Origin of the sequence: Caenimonas terrae (assembly GCF_042655405.1) — a bacterium.
Classification (GTDB): Bacteria; Pseudomonadota; Gammaproteobacteria; order Burkholderiales; family Burkholderiaceae_C; genus Ramlibacter; species Ramlibacter terrae_A.
Map to the genome: position 1 here is coordinate 138,438 of NZ_JBHSMF010000003.1, position 22,447 is coordinate 160,884.

The window sequence follows — 22,447 nt, forward strand, 5'->3', positions numbered from 1 at the left end:
CCTAGGCGACCCTGGCCACCGCGTCGTGCGCCAGCGCCATCACGTCGCGGGGATGCGACTCCTTGAGCTTGTGGTCGCTCCAGACCTGGCGCCAGCGGCGGGCGCCGGGCAGGCCGTTGCGCAGGCCCAGCATGTGGCGGGCGATGGAACTCCAGGGCGTGCCGTGGGCGGCGGCCTCGCGCACCATGTACTCGGTCATCAATTCCTCGACCCACTCGCGCGTCATTTCAGACGGCGGCTCGCCGAAGAACTCGCTGTCCCATTGCGCCAGCCACCAGGGATTGTGGTACGCCTCGCGGCCGACCATCACGCCGTCCACCTGCGCCAGTTCCTGCACCACCTGGCCGCTGGTGGTGATGCCGCCGTTGGTGGCGAAGGTGAGCTGCGGGAAGTCGCGCTTGAGCCGGTGGACCATCTCGTAGCGCAGCGGCGGCAGCTCCCGGTTCTCCTTGGGCGACACGCCCTTGAGCCAGGCATTGCGGGCATGGACCAGGAACACCGAGCAGCCGGCCTGGCTCACGACGCCGACGAAATCGCGCACGAACTCGTAGCTCTCGGTGCGGTCGATGCCGATGCGGTGCTTCACCGTCACCGGCACCGCCACCGCGTCCACCATCGCCTTGACGCAGTCGGCCACCAGCTGCGGCTCCGCCATCAGGCAGGCGCCGAAGGAGCCGCGCTGCACCCGCTCGCTCGGGCAGCCGCAGTTGAGGTTGATCTCGTCGTAGCCCCACTGCTCGCCCAGCTTCGCGCAATGGGCAAGTTCTGCGGCATCGCTGCCGCCGAGCTGCAGGGCGACCGGATGCTCCTCGGGGTTGAAGTCCAGGTGGCGCGGCACGTTGCCGTGGACCAGCGCGCCGGTCGTGACCATCTCGGTGTACAGCAGCGCGTGCCGGCTGAGCAGCCGGTGGAAGTAGCGGCAATGGCGGTCGGTCCAGTCCATCATCGGGGCGACCGACATCCGCCATCTCCCTTTGCCTTCGCCAAGGTGTTGATTCATATCGCAATCGGCATTGTTCAAGGGATGAGCCGGAGGGCCGGAAGCCGGGCGGAGGAGTGCGCTCCGAGTCTAAACAACCCGTCGGCGCCTGGCCTGGAATGCCGGGTCTCCCCTGCGGCGGGGCGCCACACGATACAAATGTATAGATTCGATACGATTTGTGACATACTAAATCTGCTCGGCAGCACGGGGGGTGGCGCTGGCAACCGGCTCATCAACAAAAACCACCAGCGGCTGACATGACCGCTCCTGCCGCCAATGCGCCAAGCCGTTGCCCGCCTCCTTTTCGTGTCATGCGCTGGCGCGAGCGTCCTGGCGCCAGCAGGCTCGATCGCGCAGGACCTTGCTCCCTTGCGCACCACGCTGCTGGAGGCGGTACGCAGCACCCTGGAAAACAACGTCAACGTGAAGGTCCAGGAGCGGCAGGTCCAGTTTGCGCAAGGCGCACTCGAGGGGGCAAGCGGCCAGTTCGATCCGGCGCTCGGTTCCAGCATCGACCTCAGCAGAGCCAGGACGCCCCTCACCGCAGCCCAGCAGGCTCAGGGCCCGCTTACCACGCTGGATAGCGATGTCGCGACCTATTCGATGCAGCTCAGCCAGCAGCTGCGCAACGGGGCTGTCATTGGCGCAAGCGTGTCCGGCACGCGCAGCCTCGACAACGTCAGCAGGCTGTCGGGGGTGCCGGCGCAGAACCTGGGACGCATCGACCTGAGCTTGCTGCTGCCACTGGGCAAAGGGTCGGGATCGGCGGCATCGGCCGTGGAAGCCGCCAGCTCGAAGGAGCTGGAAGCCACCCGGGCAGACCTGACCCACTCGCTGGCCCAGAACGTCCTGACGACAATCACCGCGTACTGGGGCCTGGTCGCCGCCAGGCAGAACCTGGAAATCGCCAGGCAGGGTGAGACCGGCGTGGGGCGGTTGCGGCAGGAACTCCAGAAGCTGGTCGCCGCCGACGAGCGACCGGCCGCCGACCTCACGCTGCTCTCGGCCAACGTGGCCGACAAGGTTGCGCAACGCCTGTCCGCGGAGCGCGTGGTGCTCGATGCGCAGCAAGCGCTCGGCAGGTCGATGGGACTTCCCTATTCCCGCTACTCGGCACTGGAGCCGGTGGACGGCTTTCCCAACCGCCCGCGCGACCTCTCGCTGCTGCCGTCGGAGACCTCGCGCCTGACCGAATACGCGCTGCGCAGGCGCCCGGACGTGGTTGCCGCAGACCTGCGCCGCGCTGCGTCGCAGACCCTTGCGGATGCGGCACGACAGAACCTGAAGCCGCAGATCGACCTGAAGCTGCATGTCGGCTACGCAGGCCTGCACGAAGGCAACACGGTGGCGGCCGCCTGGCCGTTCGGCGGCCAGGTCGCAGGGCCCAGCGGCGGAGCGACGCTGATCTACCAGTGGTCGTTCGGAAACCGCAGCGCCCAGGGCGCCCTCGTGCAGCAACTGGCACTGGTGGAACAGAGCGACCTGCGGATCGCGGACCTGCGCAACGCCGTCGGGGCCGGAGTGGAAACGGCCCTGGCGGGAGCGAGTTCCAGTGCACGGCAGCTGTTGCAGTCGGTCGATTCGCTCGCGTTGTACAGGCGGGCGGTCGAGAACGAGAAGATGAAGAACCGGCTCGGTCAGTCCACCCTCATCGAGGTCCTCAGCGTCAACGACCTGCTGCTCGCCGCGCTGGCGGCCGACATTGCCTATCAGGCGAACTACCTGACGTCCGTCGCAAGGCTGAGGTTCGAGACCGCCACTCTGCTGGAGCCGTCCGGCAATGGGCAGACGATCCGGCTCGATCAGCTCCTGAGCGTGCCGACCGTCCCAAAGGAATAGAGGAAAGCAACCGCCCATGTCCCTGCACACGCAACTTTTCCGCAAAGTCTCGCTGGAACGGCTGTCCTCGCCCGAGCAGCTCGATCTTCTGATGAAGGTCACGTCCGCCAGGGCCTGGATTGCACTTGCCGCGCTGTGCGGGCTGGTCCTGACCTCGGTGCTTTGGGGCATCTTCGGCAACGTTCCGACCAAGGTCAGCGGCTCCTGCATCCTGATCCGGCCGGGCGGCACCCTGGAGGTGGTCGCCCCGAGCAACGGCCGCGTCATCGACATTTCGGTGGAGGCCGGCGACGTCGTCCAGGAGGGCCAAATCATCGCTCGCATGGACCGCAACGATGCCAGCGGGCAGATCCGCAGCGTCGAGGCGAAGTTGAGCGAACTGCGGGCGCAGGAGGCCAGGCTCAAGGCCATCACCGGCCGCAGTGAACGGGAACAGCAGCAGTATCTGCGTGAGTCGGCAAGCAACCTGCAATCGCGGATCAAGTCGACGCAGGAGCGCGCCGCCGCGATCGAGAACCGCGCCCAGGTCCAGGAAAAGCTGCTTGAACAGGGCCTGATCACGCGCCAGACGCTGCTGGCGACCCGGATGGAGGCCGCCAGCGCCAAGCAGGAGATCCTGGAGCGGCAAAACGACATCACGCAACTCGCCATGCGGCAGACCGACAGCCGCAAGCAGGTCGAGGGCGAGCTCGGCAGCCTGGCGATCCAGATCAATGAAGCCCAACGCGGGCTGGCAGGACTGGTGCGAAGCTCGGACCAGGCCACCCTGGTGTACAGCCCCTACCGCGGCCGAGTCATCGAGATCCGGGTCGGAGACGGCGAAATCGCAGCCGCCGGCACACCCATCCTGACCATCGAACAGACGGGAGCGAGCGTGGACGACCTGGAGGTCGTCATCTACCTGTCGCCCCAGGATGGCAAGAAGGTGAAGCCGCACATGAACGTGCAGGTCTCACCTTCCACGGTCAAGCGGGAGGAATTCGGCTTCATGCTCGGCAAGGTCCGTGCCGTGGCCGAGTTCCCGTCCACCTTCCAGGGGATGATGCGCGTGCTCAAGAACGAGCAACTGGTGCACCAGCTCTCCTCCCAGACCTCCCCGATCACCGCGCAGGCCGACCTCACCCCCAGCAACGACACCGTCAGCAAGTACCGCTGGTCCTCCCCCGAAGGACCGCCGCTGCGGGTCGAGAGCGGAACCCTGTGCAATGCCACGGTGACCCTGAAGAACGACCGCCCGATCACCCTGGTCATCCCCTTGCTGCGCAAGTTCGTGGACCTCTGAGCGGGCTGGCCATGGCGACAACCAACCCGGCGCGCCGGCACCCGCGCGTCAAGACCCCGACGGTGCTGCAGATGGAGGCCGTGGAGTGCGGCGCTGCCGCGCTCTGCATCCTCATGAGCTCCTACGGCAAGAGGGTGCCGCTGGAGGAGTTGCGGCAATCGTGCGGCGTTTCGCGCGACGGCAGCAAGGCCAGCAACGTCGTGCGGGCGGCACGGACCTACGGATTCGAGGCCAAGGGCTTCCGCCGCGAACCCGCCGAACTGCGGGAGATGAAGCTTCCGCTGATCGTGTTCTGGAACTTCAACCACTTCCTGGTCGTTGAAGGCTTCGGCAAGGAGACCGTGTTCCTCAACGACCCGGCGTCGGGTCCGCGAACCGTCAGCGACGACGAGTTCGACCAGTCGTTCACCGGCGTCGTGCTGGCGATCGAGCCCGGCGCGGAGTTCCAGCCCAGCGGAGAAAAGCCCAGCTTGTGGCGCGGGCTGCGGTCGCGGCTTCCGCTGCGCGAGCCGGCCCTGCTGTACCTGATCCTCGCGGGCCTGGCACTGGTCGTGCCGGGGCTGGTCCTTCCCGTCTTCACCAAGGAGTTCATCGACAACTACCTCGTGAGCCGCATGGACAGCTGGGTCAAGCCGCTGCTGGTCGGCCTCCTGTTCACGGCGATCGTTCGCGGCAGCCTGACATGGCTGCAGCAGTATTACCTGACGCGCTTCCGCGCCAAGCTCGCGCTGGCGATGACCGGAAAATTCTTCTGGCACGTGTTGCGCCTGCCGGTGGTTTTCTACGCGCAGCGGTCCGCCGGCGACATCAGCACGCGCGTGGCCATCAACAACAGGGTGGCGGAACTCATGACCGGCGATCTCGCCACCACGGTGCTGAACGCATTGATGGTGGTGTTCTACGCCGCACTGATGCTTTCCTACGACCCCTTGCTGACCGGGGTCGGCATCTGCATCGCGGTGCTCAACGTCATCTTCCTGCGGTCGGTGTCCCGCAAGCGCCGTGACGCGACGCAGAAGCTCGCCAACGACGGCGGCAAGCTGATGGCGACGTCGATGAACGGGCTCCAGATGATGGAGACCCTGAAGGCATCCGGAATGGAGTCGGATTTCTTCACCAAGTGGGCCGGAAACCAGACCAAGGTGATGAACGGGCACCAGGCCATGGGCACGATGGACGTCGTTCTCATGGGCGTCCCGCCCCTGCTCAGCGCGATCAATACGGTGCTGATCCTTTCCCTGGGCGGCCTGCGTGTGATGGACGGCTACATGACCATGGGCATGCTCGTGGCCTTCCAGAGCCTGATGGCCAGCTTCATCGAACCCATCAACCACCTCGTGTCGATGGGCGCCAAGGTGCAGGAGATGGAAGGCGACATGAACCGGCTCGACGACGTCCTCAAATACCAGTGCGAGCCGCAGACCGAACGCATCGGCAGCCAGGGCCCCGGGGAGACAGTGGTGCGCCTGACGGGCCATGTGGAACTGCGCAACGTGACCTTCGGCTACAGCCCGCTCGAGGCGCCGCTGGTGGAAGGCTTCAACCTGACGCTGCGGCCCGGGATGCGGGTCGCGCTGGTGGGGATGTCCGGCTGCGGCAAGTCGACCATCTCGAAGCTGGTGATGGGCCTGTACGAGCCCTGGAAGGGGGAGATCCTCTTCGACGGAAAGCCCCGCAGCGCGCATTCGCGCCACAGCCTCATCGCGTCGGTGTCGATGGTCAGCCAGGAGATCGCCCTGTTCAGCGGGACCATCCGCGACAACCTGAGCATGTGGGACGAAACCTTGCCGGAAACGCAGATGGTGCAGGCGGCAAAGGACGCCTGCATCCACGACGTCATCGCGTCGCGCCAGGGCGGCTACGACAGCAAGGTCCAGGAAGGTGGCGGCAACTTCAGTGGCGGCCAGCGGCAGCGGGTGGAGATCGCCCGCGCACTGGCCATCAACCCGCGCATCCTCGTGCTCGACGAGGCCACCAGCGCGCTGGACCCCGTGACCGAGATGCGGGTCGACGACAACCTGCGCCGCCGCGGATGCACCTGCCTGATCGTCGCGCACCGGCTGAGCACCATCCGGGATTGCGACGAGATCATCGTCCTGGATCGCGGCAAGGTGCAGGAGCGCGGGACCCACCATCAACTGATGCAGCAGGCTGGCCTCTACGCCACGCTGATGCACGAGAACTGACAGGCCGCCGCCATGAGCTCAATCCCGCCGGGGTTCGACCTGTTCCATTCGCAAGGGACGCAGGCGCAGGGACGAACCGGTGACCCATTGCTGCTGCAAGGGCGAGAGAACGTCTGGCTGGTGGCGGAAGGCCGCGTCGACGTCTTCCTGGTGCGGCTGCGGGACAACCGCTCGGACGATGCATTCCATCCTCTGTTTCGGGTCGACGCCGGCGAGTTGCTGTTCGGTCTCCCGCCGGCCAGTCCGCTGGGCTGGGGGCTGGTCGCGGTGGGGGCTCCGGGCCACAAACTGCTGCGTCTGGATCGCGCCGGCTGGGCCGGCGACGTCCAGGCCCACCCGGAATGCATCGCCGCGGCCGCAGCGGCCCTGGACCTGTGGATGGCGCGGCTCGTCACGCCGCTCATCGACAGTCCGCCGCAGGGCGCCACCGCCATCGAGGCGGGCCAGCAGTACACGGTCGCAGCCAACCAGCTGCTGCTGGCTGCCGGCTCCGTGTGGTTGGGCGCGCGCGAGACCCACCTGAGGTTCCTGAACCTGGAGTCCGCCCCGATCGAACCCGCCGCCGGGACGCTGTTCCCGGTCCCGCCATCAGGCTGGGTGGCAGCGGCAACGGCTGGAACCATGTCGACCGCCGGCACGGCGGCACTGCTCGGGGAGGCGGCGCTCTGGCCCGGCCTGGACACTTTCCACGGCATGGTCCAGTCCTGCCTGATTGCGCGCACGCTTGCGCGGGAGCGGCTGGAAGCCGAGCGGCTGGCGAGGAAGATGGGGCACGAGGGGGAATACCTGGACCGGGCGATGCACGCTCTCGCAGCGGTCCTGGACCGGCGCGCAGCGGCCGGTCCGCCGGAGAGCGCCTCTGCCTCGATCGCGAGCGCCCTTCGCCTGGTCGGCGGCGCTGCGGGCTTCACCGTGACGGTGCCGCCCGCGCCGGCCGCAAGCCAGGCAACGGGTCGCCGCGATGAAGTCGCCGAAATCGCCGAGGCCTCGCTGATCAGGCGCCGCGCCGTCGCCCTGAAGGGGCAATGGTGGACAACCGGCGCAGGGCCGCTGCTGGGGTTCCGCGAAGAAGGCGGCCAGCCGGTGGCACTTCTGCCCACGCGTGGCGGCTACATGCTGCACGATCCGGCGACCGGCGAGCGCTCGCCGGTCGGCGCCGAACTGGCCAACACGCTGAGCCCGTTCGCATTCAGCTTCTACCGCTCGTTTCCCCACGGAAAGATGAAGCTGCTGGACCTGATGAAATTCGGCAGCCACGGGCTCGTCCGCGACTATCTGCTGGTCGGCCTGATGGGCCTCACCGTCGGCGTGCTGGGCATGCTCACGCCGATCCTGACCGGGCTGCTGTTCGACACCGTGATTCCAGGCGCAGACCGGGGCCAGCTGAGCCAGGTCACGCTGGCCCTGCTGGCCGGCGCCTTCGGTGCCGCCATGTTCGAGCTGACCAAGGGTTTCGCCATGCTGCGCGCCGAGAGCAGGATGGATGCCTCGATCCAGGCCGGCGTGTGGGATCGGCTGCTGCGCCTGCCGGCGCCCTTCTTCCGCGACTTTTCAGCCGGCGACCTGGCGGTGCGCGCCAACGGCATCAACGCCATCCGCCAGGCCCTTTCCGGGACCACCCTGAGCGCCATCTTCAGCGCGGTCTTCTCCGTCTTCAACCTGCTGCTGCTGTTCTATTACAACGCCAAGCTGGCGCTGGTGGCGCTCGCACTGGTGCTCGTGGCCGTGCTGTTCATGGTCGGCGTCAACCTGGTGGCACTGCGCCAGCAACGCCGGCTGGCCGAGCTCTCGGGGCTGCTGTCCGGCATGGTCTTCCAGTTCCTGGGCGGCATTTCCAAGCTGCGCACCACCGGCTCCGAGACCCGGGCCTTCCATCAGTGGGCAGTGCAGTTTGCAGCGCAGCAGCGCTACCAGTTCAGGGCGCAGATGGCCCAGAACGCGATGGCCACCTTCGGTGCGGTCTTCCCGGTGCTGGCGAATATCGCGCTGTTCGGGATGATCGCGATCTACCTGCAGGACGCCAAGGATTTCTCCACCGGCCAGTTCCTCGCCTTCAATGCCGCATTCGGCGGCTTGATGGGCGCCATGCTGGCGGCGACGGGCGCGCTGACGTCGATCCTGAACATCATCCCGATCTACGAACGCGCCAAGCCGATCCTGCGGGGCGAGCCTGAAATCACGTCGAGCAAGGCGCACCCGGGCCAGCTGACCGGTGAAATCGAAATCAACCATCTGTCCTTCAGCTATGCGCCGGACGGGCCCCAGATCCTCAAGGACGTCTCGCTGCAGATCAAACCCGGCGAATTCGTGGCGCTGGTGGGTGCATCCGGCTCCGGCAAGTCGACCCTGCTGCGGCTGCTCCTGGGGTTCGAGACGCCCACCCTGGGCAGCATCTTCTACGACCGGCAGGACATGGCCGGCCTCGACCTCGGGGCGTTGCGACGGCAGCTCGGCGTGGTCCTGCAGAACGGCCAGCTGCTGGCGGGCGACGTCTTCACCAACATCATCGGCTCGGCCGCGGCGCTCACGCTCGACGATGCATGGGATGCGGCGACCCAGGCCGGCATCGCAGACGACATCCGCGACATGCCCATGGGCATGCACACCGTCGTGAGCGACGGCGGCGGAACGCTGTCGGGGGGCCAGCGGCAACGTGTGCTCATCGCCAGGGCCATCGTCAACCGGCCCCGGATCGTGATCTTCGACGAAGCCACGAGCGCACTGGACAACCGTGCGCAGGCGATGGTGAGCGACAGCCTGGAAAAGCTGCAGGCGACGCGCATCGTGATCGCGCACCGCCTGAGCACGATCGTCAATGCGGACCGGATCCTGGTGCTGGACAACGGCAATCTGGTCCAGTCGGGCACCTACGCGGCACTCATGGAGCAGCCCGGCATCTTCGCCGAACTGGCGCGTCGACAAATCACCTGACGCAAAGGGAATCGCCTTGAAAACCTGGTCTATCGCGCTGCTGGTCACTTCCGTACTGCTTTCTTCCTGCTCGGACTGGGAGGGCCAGCCCCGCAAGGCGCGCGCCCAGCGCGCCGAATCCGCTACCGGCGACATCGTGGTTGGCGTCGTCTGGCCGACGGACGGGCCAAAGGCCGATCTCTGGCAAGGGATCGACCTGGCCACCCGCGAAATCAACGCTGCCGGCGGCGTGCTGGGGCGCAAACTGCGCATCGTGAAGGCGGATGACGCGGGATCGCTGGCGAAGGGCCGGCTGGTCGCGCAGGAGTTCGCGGACAACCACGACATGGTCGCCGTCATCGGGCACCTCTATTCCTTCATCTCGCTGCCGGCGTCCGCGATCTACCAGGCCGGCGGGCTTGTGTACATCACTCCGGGCGCAACGGCCTACAAGATCAATTCGCAAGGCTTCGACCTCGTGTTCCGCAGCATTGCGAGCAACCGCAACCTCGGCATCCAGCTTGCGGACTACATGTACGGCAAGGGCTATCGGCGGGTCGCCATGCTCTACGAAAAGACGACCAATACCCAGAGCCTTGCGAACTACTTCGAGCAGCACGCCCGGGATCTGGGCATCACCATCGTGGACCGCCGCCGCTACCTGCAGGGCTCGGAGGATTTCACAGGGCAGATCAGTTCCTGGAAGGACCTCTACGCCATCGACGCCATCTTCCTCGCCGCCCGGCTGCAGGAGGGAAGCAGCTTCATCAGCCAGGCCCGCAGGCTGGGGCTGAGCCAGCCGGTCGTGAGCGGCGAAGGACTGGACAGCCCCGCGATTCTCACCAACAAGGACGCGCAAGGCGTGGTGGTTCCGGAGGAGATCTCGGCCGCCGGAAAGGCCGGCGCTCCCTACAAGCATTTCGTCGGCTTGTACGAAGGCGCGTACCACAAGCTGCCGGGCACCTACCCGGTCGTCGGTTACGACGCGCTGTACCTGCTGGCCAATTCCATGCGCACGGCAAACAGCACGGTCCCGGACAAGGTCGCAGCGGCCCTGCATGCAACGAAAGGCTGGCAAGGAGCGGCCGGCAGCTTCACGTTTGACGCCACCGGCGACATTCCGGACAAGAAGATCGGCGTGAAGAAGGTCGACCACGGCCGGTTCGTCGACCTGTCCTGCGGGCCCGACATGCGGTGCGACGCGGACGCAGCGGCGGTGCCGGACGCGCGGCCGGCCGGGAAGGCGCCATGACCGTCATTGGCGTCACCGTGGCAAACGCCGGCGGACTTGATCCGCACGAGGCTGATCTGGTGCTGTTTGCCGAGGCGCGCGACGGTGACGACGACGCCTTCCGTCGGCTGGTCGAGCGGCACCGGGGCCGCATCTACCGGTTCCTGCTCAAGCACGCAATCACTTCGGCCGAGGCGGAGGAGCTGACGCAGGATGTGTTCCTGCAGGCTTACCTGGGACTGCGCAGTTTCGATGGGAGGTCGCGCCTTCTTTCGTGGCTCACCGGCATTGCGCTCAATCTGGTGCGCAACTGCACCACCCGCTCGCCGTGGCGCCTGATGGAGCTGGGGATGGACGTCCTGCCGGTCGGCAGCGATACCGCGGGCTCGAGCGACTCCATCCACGGGGGGAACCCGGAATTCGCCGCGGCCTTCAGCGCGGCGCTTGCCGCCCTGGCCAGCTGTCTCGGCGAACTCCCGGCCGATGCCCGCGAGAGCCTCATGCTGGTCGGCCTCGAGGGTCTTTCCTACGACGAAGCCGCGGCCGTGCTCGGGGAGCCCGTCGGCAGCATCAAGAGCCGGGTCAGCCGCTCGCGCAAGCAGTTGCGGGAGAGCCTGCCCGCGGCCCACTTCGACGTGCTGGCCGGGCGCCTCTGAAGCACGCATGGCTGCACCGAATGCAACCATCGGGCGTGCCATGTTACTCATGTGATATGGACAAAAGCGATCTTCCCCCCACCCCTGGGGCCCCGAGCGAAGGGGCTTCGGCTCCCGAGCTCCTGCTGGATGCAGCGCTCAAGAGTTTTTCGGCACATTTCGACAACGCGGAACCTTCACCCGCTCTGACCGACATCGTCATGCACCAGGTTCAGGCAATGCGGCAGGCGCACCGCGGCGTGCTGACGCCGCAGATGCGCAATTTCCTCCAGCTCGTGGCTGGCAGCCCGCGGCTGCAAAGCAGCCTGAACGGCACCGGCACGCCGTCCGAGTTCGTCGGCCAGATACAGCGCTTTGCGGCGGAACATGGCTTTGCGCTGCAAAGGGGCGAGATCTACGCCCTGCTGGGGCGCTACACGGCCGCAAACGACGGGGCCCTCAGTGACGAGGACCTGGACGGCGTCTCCGCCGCGGCGATCCCGGTCCCGTTCCAGTTCGTCCACGTCCCGACGGGCGACAACCCGGGCGCCTTCGGCGCTCATGGCAGCCTTTCATGGTCCTTCAGCTTCCGGCCGCTGAAGCCTTGACCATGCTCGAGCAGCCGCTGCGCACTGCAGGCCTTGGGGGCGCGATGGCTGCATGGCGAACGGCCATCGGCGCGGCCCATGTCCGTGACGAAGCGGAGCTTCTGGAGACCGCCGCAGCCACGACGTTCGCCACCGACAATCCGCCGCTGGCCATCATTTCTCCCGCGGACACGGCCGGCGTGTCCGCTTGCGTGAAGGTGGCGGCGCGCTTCGGGGTCCCGCTGTACCCGATCAGCCGGGGCAAGAACTGGGGACTCGGCGGCCGTGTGCCAAGCGGGGGGCCCGCCGCCCTCCTCGACCTCTCGCGCATGGACGGCATCCTCGACTACGACGCCACCCTGGGCACGCTCACGCTCGAGCCCGGAGTGACATTCCGGCAGGTCTACGAGTTCCTGACGCGGCAATCTTCGCCGTTCTGGCTGGCGCCGATCGGCGGCAGCGACTACAGCAGCGTCATGGGGAACGCGCTGGAGCGGGGCGAAGGCATCGGGCCGCTGGGCGAACGCAGCAATCACGTCGCGGGGCTGGAGGTCGTGACCGCGGACGGCGAGATCATCCGGACGGGCTTCTCGCGCTTCGATGGCGCCAGGACGGCGGCGCTCAGCCGCAACGGCGTCGGGCCGTCGCTGGATGGCTTGTTCGCCCAGAGCAACCTGGGGGTCGTGACACGGATGTCCGTGTGGCTGGGCAAGCAGCCCGTCCACCAGACCCGCTTCAGGTGCCGTTTCGCTTCGCCTGCGGCGCTGGCAAAGGGCCTCGACGCCCTGCGCGAGTTGCACCACCAGCGTGTCCTCACGGACTGCGGGTTCACCGTGTGGAATCTCTACAAATACCTCGCGTTGCAGGGCCGCTATCCCTGGGCGCGCACCGGTGGCGCGACGCCGTTTCGACTGGTGGCGCGCGGCGAGCCGGAGCCCTCCTTCTGCGGCGGCCACTTGCATGCCGGCTCGGAGGCGATCGGCGCTGCCAGCCGCGAGGCACTCGAGCTGGCACTTGCGCCGCACTGCGACGACCTGAAATTCGAGGTCATCGACGCCGCCATGCGGGTTGCCGACCCGAGCCTGGACTGCGCCTTTCCGAACCCGGTCAATCTGCGGACCGCGTACTGGCGGATGCGCGACGTGGCCGCCGGACCCGACCCCGAGCGCGATCGCTGCGGCATCGTGTGGCTCTGCCCGGCCTTCCCCTTCGACGGCGCGGTGGTCGCCGCAGCCATGCAGAAGCTCGCCGAGATCGGCTTTGCCCACAAGCTGGAGGCGCACGTCGGTCTGTCGGCCATGTCGCCTCGCCTGACCCATGCCTACGTCAGCCTCATGTACGACCGCACCGTGGCCGGAGAGGACGAGCGCGCGATGGCCTGCCACGATGCCATGCTGGAATGGCTGATGGAGCAGGGCCTGCCCCCCTACCGCCTCGGCATCCATTCCATGCGCGTGCTTGGAACGCGCGACGGACCGTTCGAGCGCCTGCTGCGTGGCCTGCGCTCCCACCTCGACCCGCAAGGCATCCTCGCGCCAGGCCGTTATGTCGACTGAACCGCCCTTCCGCTGCCACAGCCTTGGCGCCGGCGACCAATCGGCCTACCGCATCCACACCTTCCCGGCGCTGCGGCACCTGCTCGACAACGCGGGTGACGCCCGGATCCTGGCCGTCGGCGCGGTCGACGGCAGCAACAGACCGGTCGGACTTGCGCTCGGCCACCCCAGCATCGCGGCGGACGACGGCCAATGGGCTCAACTGCTGTCGCTTTACGTGCAACCGGAGTCCCGAGGTGCCGGCGTCGGCAGCGGGCTGCTGTCCGCGTTCGGCGCGCTCTGCCTGGAGCGTGGCCTGCCGGAAATCCGCGCCACCTACATGACGGGGCAGTCCTCCACCGCGACGCTGGAACGGTTCCTGGCCAGCTCCGGCTGGAGCGCTCCGGAAGGGCGCATGCTGGTCATTCAGGCCACGCTCGAATCGATCAAGGCGGCGCCGTGGATGAAGACCTTTGCGTTGCCGGACCGGATGGAGGTCGTGCGCTGGCTGGACCTGACGGAGCAAGACCGCAGCGGCATTCGCGATTCGCAGCGCGAACAGGCCTGGGTGCCGGCAGACCTCTACCCCTTCGACCACGAAGCGAACTGCGAGCCGGTCACCAGCCTGGCCCTGAAGCTGGAAGGACGCGTCGTCGGCTGGGTGATCAACCACCGGGTCGAAGGCGTACTGCGCTTTACCTGCAGCTTCGTGCACCGGCGACTGCAGCGGATGGGGCGCATCCTGCTGCTGTACAACGAGTCGGTGGCACGCATGCCCCTGGCGGGGCTGCAAGTCGGAATGTGGACGGTGCCGGTCTGGCATCCGGCCATGGCCGCCTTCGCACGCCGGTGGATGGCGCCCTACGCAACCCGCTTCGAAGAGACACGCGGCGTCCGGTTGCGCCTGGCGCAGCCTCCAGACAACCATGCGCACCGCAACGGGGGAAACACTGCAACCAACCCGACCGGATAGTTACCCATGCTCGGAGGCCGCGGAAGCCGCTCTGACGACCGTGGTGTCGGTCGCGTGCGGTTTCCTCAGCCGAGCACACTGCTCTTTACCTTGTCGCAGCTCGGGTAAGGAAGCGTCCCGAGAAAGAGCTGCTTCTTCAACCGAATAGAAAACGAACATGAACCAAGAAGAGCAAAGCAACAAGATCGGCGCCCTCCTCGCCAAGTGCTGGTCCGACAAGAGCTTCAAGCAGAAGCTGCTGAGCGATACGGCGGCCACGCTGAAGGCGGAGGGAATCGAGATTCCCGCCGGCTACACGATCAACGTGATGGAAAACACCAACACGGTCCTCAACTTCGTGATCCCTCCCAACCCCAACGGAGAGTTGTCGGATCTGGAGCTGGAGGCGGTGGCGGGCGGCAAAGGCAGTGCCGGGCAGATCACCGGTGGCCTCTTCGAGTCCATCGCGGGCGTGGCAACCCTCAACACCGGGCTCATCGCCGACGGCGGCAACCGCATCCAGCCCGGAACGTTCAAGCCGGTCTCCTTCAACCCCTTCCAGGGCTGGTAGGCGCAGGACGGCGGTCGACCGGCCGCCGCGAACCGCGCAACCAATTGCGCGCGAATGTGACTCATACAGAGAGATCCCGGTCGGGACTCTTGAGCGATAGCAGACATTTTCAAGGAACATCTATGCAAGCGGATATCGAAAAGTTCTACAAGTCGGTGGCCCAGAATCCGGCGCTGCTCCAGAAGATCGCTGCGGGCGCACAAACGCCCGATCAGTTCATCGACCAGGCGGTGAAGGTTGCCGGCGAACAGGGCATCACCATCCAGCGCGCCGAAGCCAGCGCATGGATCGACTCGCAGATCGCGGCGCGCAAGAACGGCGAACTCTCGGACGTGCAGCTGGAAGCCGTCGCGGGTGGAAAGGGCGGAGTTCCCGGCCTGCCGTCAATGGGTGGCGTGCTGAGCAGCGGTCCTGGGGTTCTGGGCGGCGCCTCCGGGGGCAAGCCCTGGCCAGAACTTGGCCCACTTGGCGGCACCGTCGGCCCCTGGATGACTTCCTGGTAAGCCGAGGCTGACACCCTGCCGTGATTCGCGCGTTAGCCTGGGCCCTGCGCCCGCTGGATGCGCGGTCGCCCGCGCATCGGACGTCCTTGCCGGCGCTGTCACCAGCGCGAACCAGGGACGTCCGTCCTGTGCCGACTCCCACGCGGGCCACCCCCGCGGCACGACCACGGCCGTGCCTGCGGCTTCGCACCGGCATCGCGAGCCTGGGCTGCGCCCTGTCTTTCGTTGCCTTGTCGCTCGCCTGGACACCGGCAGCCGCCGTCGAGCGGGGGACCGGCGTAGTGCCACGGCAGGCCAACGGGCGGCTGCTGGCGCCCGAGATCGCTCGCATCGTCGCCCGGGGCGAGCTGGTGGTCGCCATGCTGGGCGTCGACAACCCGCCCTTCTTCTACGAGGTCAACGGGAAATTGGCGGGCGTCGAGGTCGACCTCGCCAAGGCCGTTGCCAGCGAGCTGAAGGTCACGGCCCGCTTCGACCGCCAGGCGCGCAGCTTCAATGAGGTCGTGGACATCGTCGCGCGCGGTGAAGCCGACCTGGGAATCAGCAAGCTTTCCCGGACCCTGGCGCGGGCACAGGTGGTCAGCTTCAGCAATCCGTACCTGACGCTCAAACACGCGTTGTTGCTGAACCGGGTGAAGTTCGCCGAACTCGCCAAGAAACAGGAACTGCCGGTCGTGATCCGCGATTTCCGCGGGTCCATCGGCGTGATCTCCAATTCCTCGTTCGCGGACTATGCGCGGCGCAATTTCCCCAACGCCAGGATCGTCGAGTTCCCCACCTGGGATGGGCTCCTGAAGGCCGTCACCCGGGGCGAGATCGTCGGCGCCTATCGGGACGAATTCGAAATCAAGCGCCTGCTGCAGACCGACCCCGCGGCCCCCCTGCTTCTGCGCACCGTGACCTTCAGCGATATGGAGGACAGCCTCGGCATCGCCGTCAATATTTCAAGCCCGACCCTGCTTGCATTCGTCAACCAGTTCCTCGACCAGCATGCGGAGAAGCTCGACGTGAAGAAAGTACTCGATGCGGTGCGGCTGCAAGAGCCGCGTCCGGGGCTGTCGGCGCCATGAGCTACTCCAGGCTCTACGCGCTGGCGCTCAACCCATGGGTCGTGATCGCGAGCCTTGCGCTCGGCCTCGTGCTGGGAGCGGTCGCTCCCGCCGTTTCTTCCAGCCTGGCGTTCGTCGGCGACATCTACATCGGGCTCATGAAGATGATCATCCTGCCCTTCATGGTGTCCGCTGTCATCTTCAGCCTGCAGCGCCTGCTGCGTGACGGCGGCGCCGGCCGCCTGCTGATCAAGGTCGCGGCGGTCTTCGTCGCGAGCGCCTTCGCGGTTGTCGCCATCGGCGCCGCGGTGTCCCTGCTGACGCGGGCGGGCGAGGACCTGCCACCGGCCACGATGCACGCCTTCGGGCAGATCGTCGGCAGCGATCTGACGTCGAGCGAAACCATCATGACGCTCCATGACCAGGCGCCAGCGGCAAAGGAGAGCGCACTGGGCGCGGTGATGGCGGGGCTGGTTCCCTCGAACATCTTTGCCGCCCTGGCCAGCGGCGATGCGCTGAAGGCGCTGGTCTTCTCGATGCTGTTCGGCCTCGCCGTCGGCAACGTGCCGCAAGGCATCGCAGGCGGCCTGGCCCAGACGCTGGAGACCATCTACCGCGCCTGCCAGACGCTGATGCACTGGTTCAACTTTCCGGTGCCCCTGGTGCTGTTGTGCATGAGCGCGGCCCAGATGGCCAAGACCGGGACCGCGCCCTTGCAGGCGATGGCGCAGTTCGTGACGTCCTTCCTGCTGGCATCGATGCTCTGCCTGCTGCTGGCGGTCCTGGTGCTCTACAAGCGATCCGGCCTGGGCTTGACCCGGACGCTGCATGCACTGCGCGCTCCGTTCGCGCTGGCCCTGGCGACTCGCAGCAGCGCCGCCTGCATGCCCTCGATGATCGAATCGCTGGTGGACCGGCTGGGTTTCGAGCGAGCGAAGGCGGAGCTGCTGGTGCCGCTGAGCGTGTCCCTGCTGCGCACCGGGCCGATGGTCTATTACGTCTGCGCCACCCTGTTCATCGCCCATTTGTACGGACGCGAGCTCGGTGCCGCGGAAATCGCGGTGGTTGCGGCCGCTTCAGTCCTCGCCGGTTTCGCCAGCTCAGGAATGACTGGCCTGGTGACGATCTCGATGACGAGCATGACCTGCGCCTACCTCGGCCTGCCTTACGAGGCAGCCTTCGTCCTGTTCGTGGCGGTCGATCCGGTGTGCGACATGCTCCGGACCCTGATCCTGGTCATCGGCAACGTCGCCGTTGTTTCCGTCGTCGCCGAGCGCGGCGGCGCGGTGGTCGAGCAACCATGAGCCACAGACGCATCGGTGTGCTGGGCGGCATGGGCCCTGCGGCCACGGCTGATTTCATGCACAAGCTGGTCCTGCTCACGCCGGCGAGCTGCGACCAGGAACACCTGCCAGTGATGATCGCCAATCTTCCCCACATCCACGACCGCTCCCGCGCGATCCTGGGCCAGGGTGAGGATCCCTGGCCGCAGCTGGAAGCGGGCATCGAACTGATGAACCGGATCGGGGTGGGCGTCCTGGTCATTCCCTGCAACAGTTCCCACCACTGGTTCGACCGGATGAGCGCGTGCAGCGAAGCTCCCGTGCTCCACATCGCAAGCGCCAGCGTGAGCGCCATTGCCGCCACGCCGGCCTCGAAGGTCGCGATCTTCGCGACCCGCGGGGTCATCAGCTCAGGCTTCTACCAGCAGGCGCTGGCGCGGCGCGACATCGGTTTCTGGGTCCCCGGGCCGACGCAAGAGCAGGAGCATATCGACAGCTGCATTCGCCTGGTCAAAGCCGGCCGGCTGGAGGAAGGTGGCCGGTCCCTGGAACTCGCCTTGCGTGGCGCGCAAAGCGCCGGCGCGGACACCGTGATCCTGGGGTGCACCGAACTGCCGCTTGCCAGCCAGTACGTCCCGGCCCCGCAGCTGACGCTGATCGACAGCTCGCTGGAACTTGCGCGCGCGGCTGTGGCTTATGGCCTGGAACGGCGCTGGAACACGGCACCCTGGATCGCGCCACCGGACTGATGGCCTGAACTTGGCGGCGGTGGCCGACGGCAGATTGCCGCGCTGCTGCTGGCCGCCGAGATCGCGCCGTTCTGCGAAGCAATGGCGACGGCCGTGTCGGCCCCGCTGGCGACCGTCAGCGCGGAACCGGCGGCCAGTTGCGAACCTTCTCCCAGGCCTGCGCGGGCGCCGGCGGGAGCTTGTCCATGTGCTTGAGGAACAGCGCAAGGGTCCAGATCTCCTTGTCGCTGAGGGTCGATCCGAACGACGGCATGCCCGTCAGCCGCAGGCCATGCTTGATCTTCCAGAACGACGTGCCCTCCGGATCGTCCTCGACCCCGTCGGTCGCCATCTGCGGAGGCTTCTGGTACAGGCCCCTGGCGATCGGCGACGCCGCGGGAAGGCCCCGCGAGTCGCCATGGCAGACAGCGCAGTTCTGCGCGAACAGATTCACTCCCGCCAGCAGGTTCTCGTCGGTCAGCGCAACCGGGTTCGGCTCCTTCGGCGCCTCGCGGTTCAGGGTCGCGTCCAGCGACGTGCTGGCGATCCAGGTTTCGAGACGGCCAGGTGCAGCGTCGGCGTTGGCGGGGATGTAGCCGCTTTCCACCAGGGCGAACGCCGCTGCGGCAAGCAGGGCGACGGTCAAAGCAACACCGGCAAGAGCGGACTTGAGCATTCGGGGTTCTCGATTCAAGGTGGGGAAGCCGATCTTAGGGCCAGCGCGCCTTTCTCGCCCGGGCACATGTCGCTGGGCGTGCGGCGGCTAAGGCGCGCCGGTGCGTTGCCAGATCAGTTCGCCGTCGCGCCACACCTCGCGCACCCGATGCAGCGGACTGCGGATCCCACTGGATCCGATGGAGCAGGTCCTGGATCGGCATCACGATGAAACCTCCCCCTTGATCTTGGTCAACACGACTGGCGCCGGTTTGGCAAGACTGTGGTCTGACTTGCGCGCCGCACGGAGACCCGCCATGAAACTGCCCCTGCAGATCACGTTCCGCAACATCGACCATTCGGACGCCATCGAAGCGAAGGTGCGCGAACGCGCCGAGAAGCTGGATCGCTTCCACCGCTACATCATGAGCTGCCGTGTCACGGTGGAAGAAAGCCACAAGCACCACCACCAGGGCAATCATTACCACATCCGGGCCGACATCAAGGTGCCCGACCGCGAGCTGGTCGCCAGCCGCGAGCCGGACGAGCACCATGCCTACGAAGACGTGTATGTCGCGATCCGGGACGTCTTCGATTCACTGCGGCGCCAGCTGGAGGATTACGCACGCCTGCAGCAGCGCAAGGTCAAGACGCACGACGGACCGGCCCATGGCCGGGTCGTGGAGATCCATCCGCAGCGCGACTTCGGCTGGATCGAAACCGGCGACGGCCGGCTGGTCTACTTCCACCGCAACAGCCTGGTGGAAAGCGACATCAGCACGCTGGCCATCGGCGCCAATGTCCGGTTCGACGAGGAAATGGGCGAGGAAGGGCCGCAGGCGACCACGGTTCACCTGCACTGATCACATTGCCGGCCCATAGCGGTGGGCTCCATGGCCCAACCCGCCAACGCGATGGGCGGCATCGATCATCACCCGGGCGGCGAAGCGTTCACATCGAAGCGCGCCGCCAGCATCAGGCTGGCATGGACGCCGGCGGCGGCGGTCTGCTGGCGATCGAGCACCACGCCGTCACCGGCCTCGGCCTCCACGTCGGCCGGGCTGCCGACATGGAACACCTGCGTCGTCTCGCCGGCAAACATCGGATCGGCCTCGATGGCGCCGCGCACCTCTGCCACGTCGGCGCGGGCTGCCGGTGCAAGCTGGTATTGCCGCGCGGAATCAGCATCTCCAAGCCGCGGTTGAACAGGGGCAGCAGCCCCGGATCCCAGCCGGCGCCGACGACGGCGGCGCAGCGATGGAGCCTCGCCGCGCCGTCCAGCGCGGCGTAGTGGGCGACCTGCGCGCCCGCCTCGATCGTGGCGCATTCGACGATCGGGATGCGGGCCTGCAGCAGTTCCCGCGCCACGTCGACGCGCTGCAGGTCGCGCACATGGCCCACGGAGGGAAAGGGCTTGAGCCTGCCCGGCAGCATTGCCGGGGAGCCTTCTCCATCGCAACCTCACTGTTCCCCGGCCGGCCGACTGGTCGACCAGCGCCGGACGGCAATGGTAGCGCCGGCCGCCCGGCGCAGCCGCCCGGCTACGCCGGCGCGATCCGCACCGGGATGCGGCGCCGGCCGAGGCCGCGCCGGAACTGCGGCGCGAAGCGGCCGGGAATGCGGGTGCCGCAATGCGGGCACCCGCCGCCGGCGTCCAGCGCGTAATGCAGCACCGCGTGCCAGTCGCGTTCGATCAGCGGCGCGGCGCAGCCGGGGCAGAAGGTGGTGCCGCCTTCGGCGTCGTGCACGTTGCCCGTGTAGACGTGGCGCAGGCCCTGGTCCAGCGCGATCCGGCGCGCGCGCGTCAGGGTGGACTGCGGGGTGGCGGGCACGTCGCCCATCTTGTAGTCGGGATGGAAGGCGCTGAAGTGCAGCGGCACGTCGGCGCCGAGGTTGCCGGCGATCCAGCGCGTCATCGCCTCCAGTTCCGCCGTGCTGTCGTTGAGCCCGGGGATCAGCAGCGTCGTGATCTCCAGCCAGCAGTCCGTCTCGTGCACGATGTGCTGCAGGGTGTCGAGCACGGGGGCCAGGTGCGATCCGGTCTGCTGCCGGTAGAACTCGTCGGTGAAGGCCTTCAGGTCGACGTTGGCGGCGTCCATCTTGGCGAAGAAGGCACGCCGGGGCTCGGGGTTGATGTAGCCGGCCGTCACCGCCACCGTCCTGATGCCGAGCGCGTGGCAGGCATCGGCCGTGTCCATCGCGTATTCGGCGAAGATCACCGGGTCGTTGTAGGTGAAGGCCACGCTGGCCGCGCCGCTGTCCCGGGCCGCCTGGGCGATGCCCTGCGGCGAGGCGGCGTCCATCAGGGTGTCCATCTGGCGGCTCTTGGAGATGTCCCAGTTCTGGCAGAACTTGCAGGCCAGGTTGCAGCCGGCCGTGCCGAACGAGAGCACGCTGGAGCCGGGCAGGAAGTGGTTCAGCGGCTTCTTCTCGATCGGGTCGATGCACAAGCCCGAGCTGCGCCCATAGGTCGCCAGCACCATCTGCTCGCCCACGCGCTGGCGCACGAAGCACAGCCCGCGCTGGCCCTCGTGCAGCTTGCAGTCGCGCGGACACAGGTCGCACTGGATCCGGCCGTCGGCCAGCCGGTGCCACCAGCGCGCCGGGGATCCGGTCGCCGGGGTCGAATGGTCGTCGCGTGCGCTCACGCCAGGTCTCGCAGGGTCATCGCCCTGATGTGGGGGCATGCCGGCGCCGATCAACCGGGTGCCTGCTGCCGGTCGGATCGGGGCGGCGGCTATACTGCAGCCGCACCCGTCATTGGGGAGTAGCCGCCCTGCACCAACAGGGGCATGCGTCAACACACTTGGCCCCCACGGCCATGGCGCATGCAGCTTCAAGCCTGGCAAGACCTTTGACTGCACTGCATCCGGATGGGCCGGGGATGCCGTGCGGTCCCTGGTTTGCTGCCGGCCCCTGGAGTTCACATGGAAGCATTCCTGGTTTCGACCGGTGTCGTCGCCCTCGGAGAGATGGGCGACAAGACCCAGCTGCTGGCGTTTCTGCTGGCCGCCAAGTTCAAGCGGCCGTTGCCCATCATCCTGGGCATCCTGGCGGCCACGCTCGTCAATCACACCCTGGCCGGCTCGCTTGGCGCCTGGATCGCCGCGCAGCTCGGCCCCGACGTCCTGCGCTGGGTCATCGGGGTGTCCTTCATTGCCATGGCCGGCTGGATGCTGATCCCCGACAAGCTCGAGGAAGAGTCGGCCGGCGCCGACCGCCACCGGTTCGGCGTGTTCGGCACCACGCTGGTCACGTTCTTCCTGGCGGAGATGGGCGACAAGACGCAGATCGCCACGGTCGCCCTGGCCGCGCGCTACCACGACCTCATCCCTGTCGTCGCCGGAACCACCCTGGGCATGATGCTGGCCGATGTTCCCGCCGTCTTTCTGGGCGGAACCTTCGCCAAGAAGATGCCCATGCGGCTGGTCCACGGCACGGCTGCAGCCATCTTTGCGCTGCTGGGCGTGCTGACCCTGCTCAACGTCGGCAAGCTGTTCTGACCGGCGGGCCGGAGGAC

20 protein-coding genes and 1 riboswitch are annotated in these 22,447 nt (G+C 67.2%); of the genes, 16 read left to right on the top strand and 4 right to left on the bottom strand.

Going from position 1 to position 22,447, the window contains the following annotated elements; all coding sequences use genetic code 11:
• Nucleotide 1 precedes the first annotated feature (1 nt).
• Nucleotides 2-961: a tRNA dihydrouridine(20/20a) synthase DusA gene (gene dusA, locus ACFPOE_RS05130; protein ID WP_376848943.1), complete on the bottom strand. Its 960-nt coding sequence runs from the start codon at nucleotides 959-961 to the stop codon at nucleotides 2-4.
• Nucleotides 962-1,351: 390 nt separating this feature from the next.
• On the opposite strand from dusA, the gene ACFPOE_RS05135 reads away from it, so the two are divergent.
• From ACFPOE_RS05135 to cuyB, 14 genes are all read left to right on the top strand, one after another.
• Nucleotides 1,352-2,821: a TolC family protein gene (locus tag ACFPOE_RS05135; RefSeq protein ID WP_376848944.1), complete on the top strand. Its 1,470-nt coding sequence runs from the start codon at nucleotides 1,352-1,354 to the stop codon at nucleotides 2,819-2,821.
• Nucleotides 2,822-2,837: 16 nt separating this feature from the next.
• A complete protein-coding gene (locus ACFPOE_RS05140) occupies nucleotides 2,838-4,103 on the top strand; it encodes an NHLP bacteriocin system secretion protein (RefSeq protein ID WP_376848945.1) in 1,266 nt (421 codons plus the stop codon).
• An 11-nt stretch (nucleotides 4,104-4,114) separates the two neighbouring features.
• Entirely contained in the window at nucleotides 4,115-6,289 is a 2,175-nt protein-coding gene (locus tag ACFPOE_RS05145) for an NHLP family bacteriocin export ABC transporter peptidase/permease/ATPase subunit (protein ID WP_376848946.1), read from the top strand.
• Between the two features lie 12 nt (nucleotides 6,290-6,301).
• Complete coding sequence (locus ACFPOE_RS05150) at nucleotides 6,302-9,220, top strand: NHLP bacteriocin export ABC transporter permease/ATPase subunit (RefSeq protein ID WP_376848947.1); 2,919 nt, start codon at nucleotides 6,302-6,304, stop codon at nucleotides 9,218-9,220.
• 16 nt (nucleotides 9,221-9,236) lie between these two features.
• Entirely contained in the window at nucleotides 9,237-10,451 is a 1,215-nt protein-coding gene (locus ACFPOE_RS05155) for an ABC transporter substrate-binding protein (protein ID WP_376848948.1), read from the top strand.
• Nucleotides 10,448-11,086, top strand: a complete 639-nt coding sequence (locus ACFPOE_RS05160; RefSeq protein WP_376848949.1) for an RNA polymerase sigma factor — start codon at nucleotides 10,448-10,450, stop codon at nucleotides 11,084-11,086. Before ACFPOE_RS05155 ends, ACFPOE_RS05160 begins: the two co-directional genes overlap by 4 nt.
• 56 nt (nucleotides 11,087-11,142) lie before the next feature.
• A complete protein-coding gene (locus ACFPOE_RS05165; protein ID WP_376848950.1) occupies nucleotides 11,143-11,673 on the top strand; it encodes a hypothetical protein in 531 nt (176 codons plus the stop codon).
• A gap of 2 nt (nucleotides 11,674-11,675) precedes the next feature.
• The gene (locus ACFPOE_RS05170) at nucleotides 11,676-13,208 is read left to right on the top strand and encodes an FAD-binding oxidoreductase (protein ID WP_376848951.1); all 1,533 of its coding nucleotides are present in this window, start codon (nucleotides 11,676-11,678) and stop codon (nucleotides 13,206-13,208) included.
• Nucleotides 13,198-14,160, top strand: a complete 963-nt coding sequence (locus ACFPOE_RS05175; RefSeq protein WP_376848952.1) for a GNAT family N-acetyltransferase — start codon at nucleotides 13,198-13,200, stop codon at nucleotides 14,158-14,160. Before ACFPOE_RS05170 ends, ACFPOE_RS05175 begins: the two co-directional genes overlap by 11 nt.
• 157 nt (nucleotides 14,161-14,317) lie before the next feature.
• Nucleotides 14,318-14,710 carry an NHLP leader peptide family RiPP precursor gene (locus tag ACFPOE_RS05180; protein ID WP_376848953.1) on the top strand — a complete coding sequence of 131 codons (393 nt, stop codon included), beginning with the start codon at nucleotides 14,318-14,320 and terminating at the stop codon, nucleotides 14,708-14,710.
• Nucleotides 14,711-14,832: 122 nt separating this feature from the next.
• Nucleotides 14,833-15,213, top strand: a complete 381-nt coding sequence (locus ACFPOE_RS05185) for a hypothetical protein (protein WP_376848954.1) — start codon at nucleotides 14,833-14,835, stop codon at nucleotides 15,211-15,213.
• A 230-nt stretch (nucleotides 15,214-15,443) separates the two neighbouring features.
• A complete protein-coding gene (locus ACFPOE_RS05190; RefSeq protein ID WP_376848955.1) occupies nucleotides 15,444-16,283 on the top strand; it encodes a substrate-binding periplasmic protein in 840 nt (279 codons plus the stop codon).
• The gene (locus ACFPOE_RS05195) at nucleotides 16,280-17,566 is read left to right on the top strand and encodes a dicarboxylate/amino acid:cation symporter (protein WP_376848956.1); all 1,287 of its coding nucleotides are present in this window, start codon (nucleotides 16,280-16,282) and stop codon (nucleotides 17,564-17,566) included. The genes ACFPOE_RS05190 and ACFPOE_RS05195 overlap by 4 nt, the downstream gene beginning before the upstream one ends.
• Nucleotides 17,563-18,294 carry a cysteate racemase gene (gene cuyB, locus ACFPOE_RS05200; protein WP_376848957.1) on the top strand — a complete coding sequence of 244 codons (732 nt, stop codon included), beginning with the start codon at nucleotides 17,563-17,565 and terminating at the stop codon, nucleotides 18,292-18,294. The genes ACFPOE_RS05195 and cuyB overlap by 4 nt, the downstream gene beginning before the upstream one ends.
• Nucleotides 18,295-18,409: 115 nt before the next feature.
• Here the strand turns inward: cuyB and ACFPOE_RS05205 are convergent, their stop codons facing one another.
• Nucleotides 18,410-18,949: a c-type cytochrome gene (locus ACFPOE_RS05205; RefSeq protein ID WP_376848958.1), complete on the bottom strand. Its 540-nt coding sequence runs from the start codon at nucleotides 18,947-18,949 to the stop codon at nucleotides 18,410-18,412.
• A 295-nt stretch (nucleotides 18,950-19,244) separates the two neighbouring features.
• Between ACFPOE_RS05205 and ACFPOE_RS05210 the strand changes: the two genes are divergently transcribed.
• A complete protein-coding gene (locus ACFPOE_RS05210; protein WP_376848959.1) occupies nucleotides 19,245-19,790 on the top strand; it encodes an HPF/RaiA family ribosome-associated protein in 546 nt (181 codons plus the stop codon).
• A gap of 68 nt (nucleotides 19,791-19,858) precedes the next feature.
• Here ACFPOE_RS05210 and ACFPOE_RS05215 read toward each other — a convergent pair whose 3' ends face one another.
• Together ACFPOE_RS05215 and amrS are read right to left on the bottom strand one after the other, a co-directional pair.
• Nucleotides 19,859-20,065 carry a hypothetical protein gene (locus ACFPOE_RS05215; RefSeq protein ID WP_376848960.1) on the bottom strand — a complete coding sequence of 69 codons (207 nt, stop codon included), beginning with the start codon at nucleotides 20,063-20,065 and terminating at the stop codon, nucleotides 19,859-19,861.
• Between the two features lie 403 nt (nucleotides 20,066-20,468).
• Nucleotides 20,469-21,575, bottom strand: coding sequence for an AmmeMemoRadiSam system radical SAM enzyme (gene amrS / locus ACFPOE_RS05220; RefSeq protein ID WP_376848961.1), 1,107 nt, complete (start codon nucleotides 21,573-21,575; stop codon nucleotides 20,469-20,471).
• 102 nt (nucleotides 21,576-21,677) lie between these two features.
• Nucleotides 21,678-21,852: riboswitch (yybP-ykoY riboswitch) on the top strand.
• Nucleotides 21,853-21,854: 2 nt separating this feature from the next.
• On the opposite strand from amrS, the gene ACFPOE_RS05225 reads away from it, so the two are divergent.
• The gene (locus ACFPOE_RS05225; RefSeq protein ID WP_376848962.1) at nucleotides 21,855-22,430 is read left to right on the top strand and encodes a TMEM165/GDT1 family protein; all 576 of its coding nucleotides are present in this window, start codon (nucleotides 21,855-21,857) and stop codon (nucleotides 22,428-22,430) included.
• Nucleotides 22,431-22,447 lie beyond the last annotated feature (17 nt).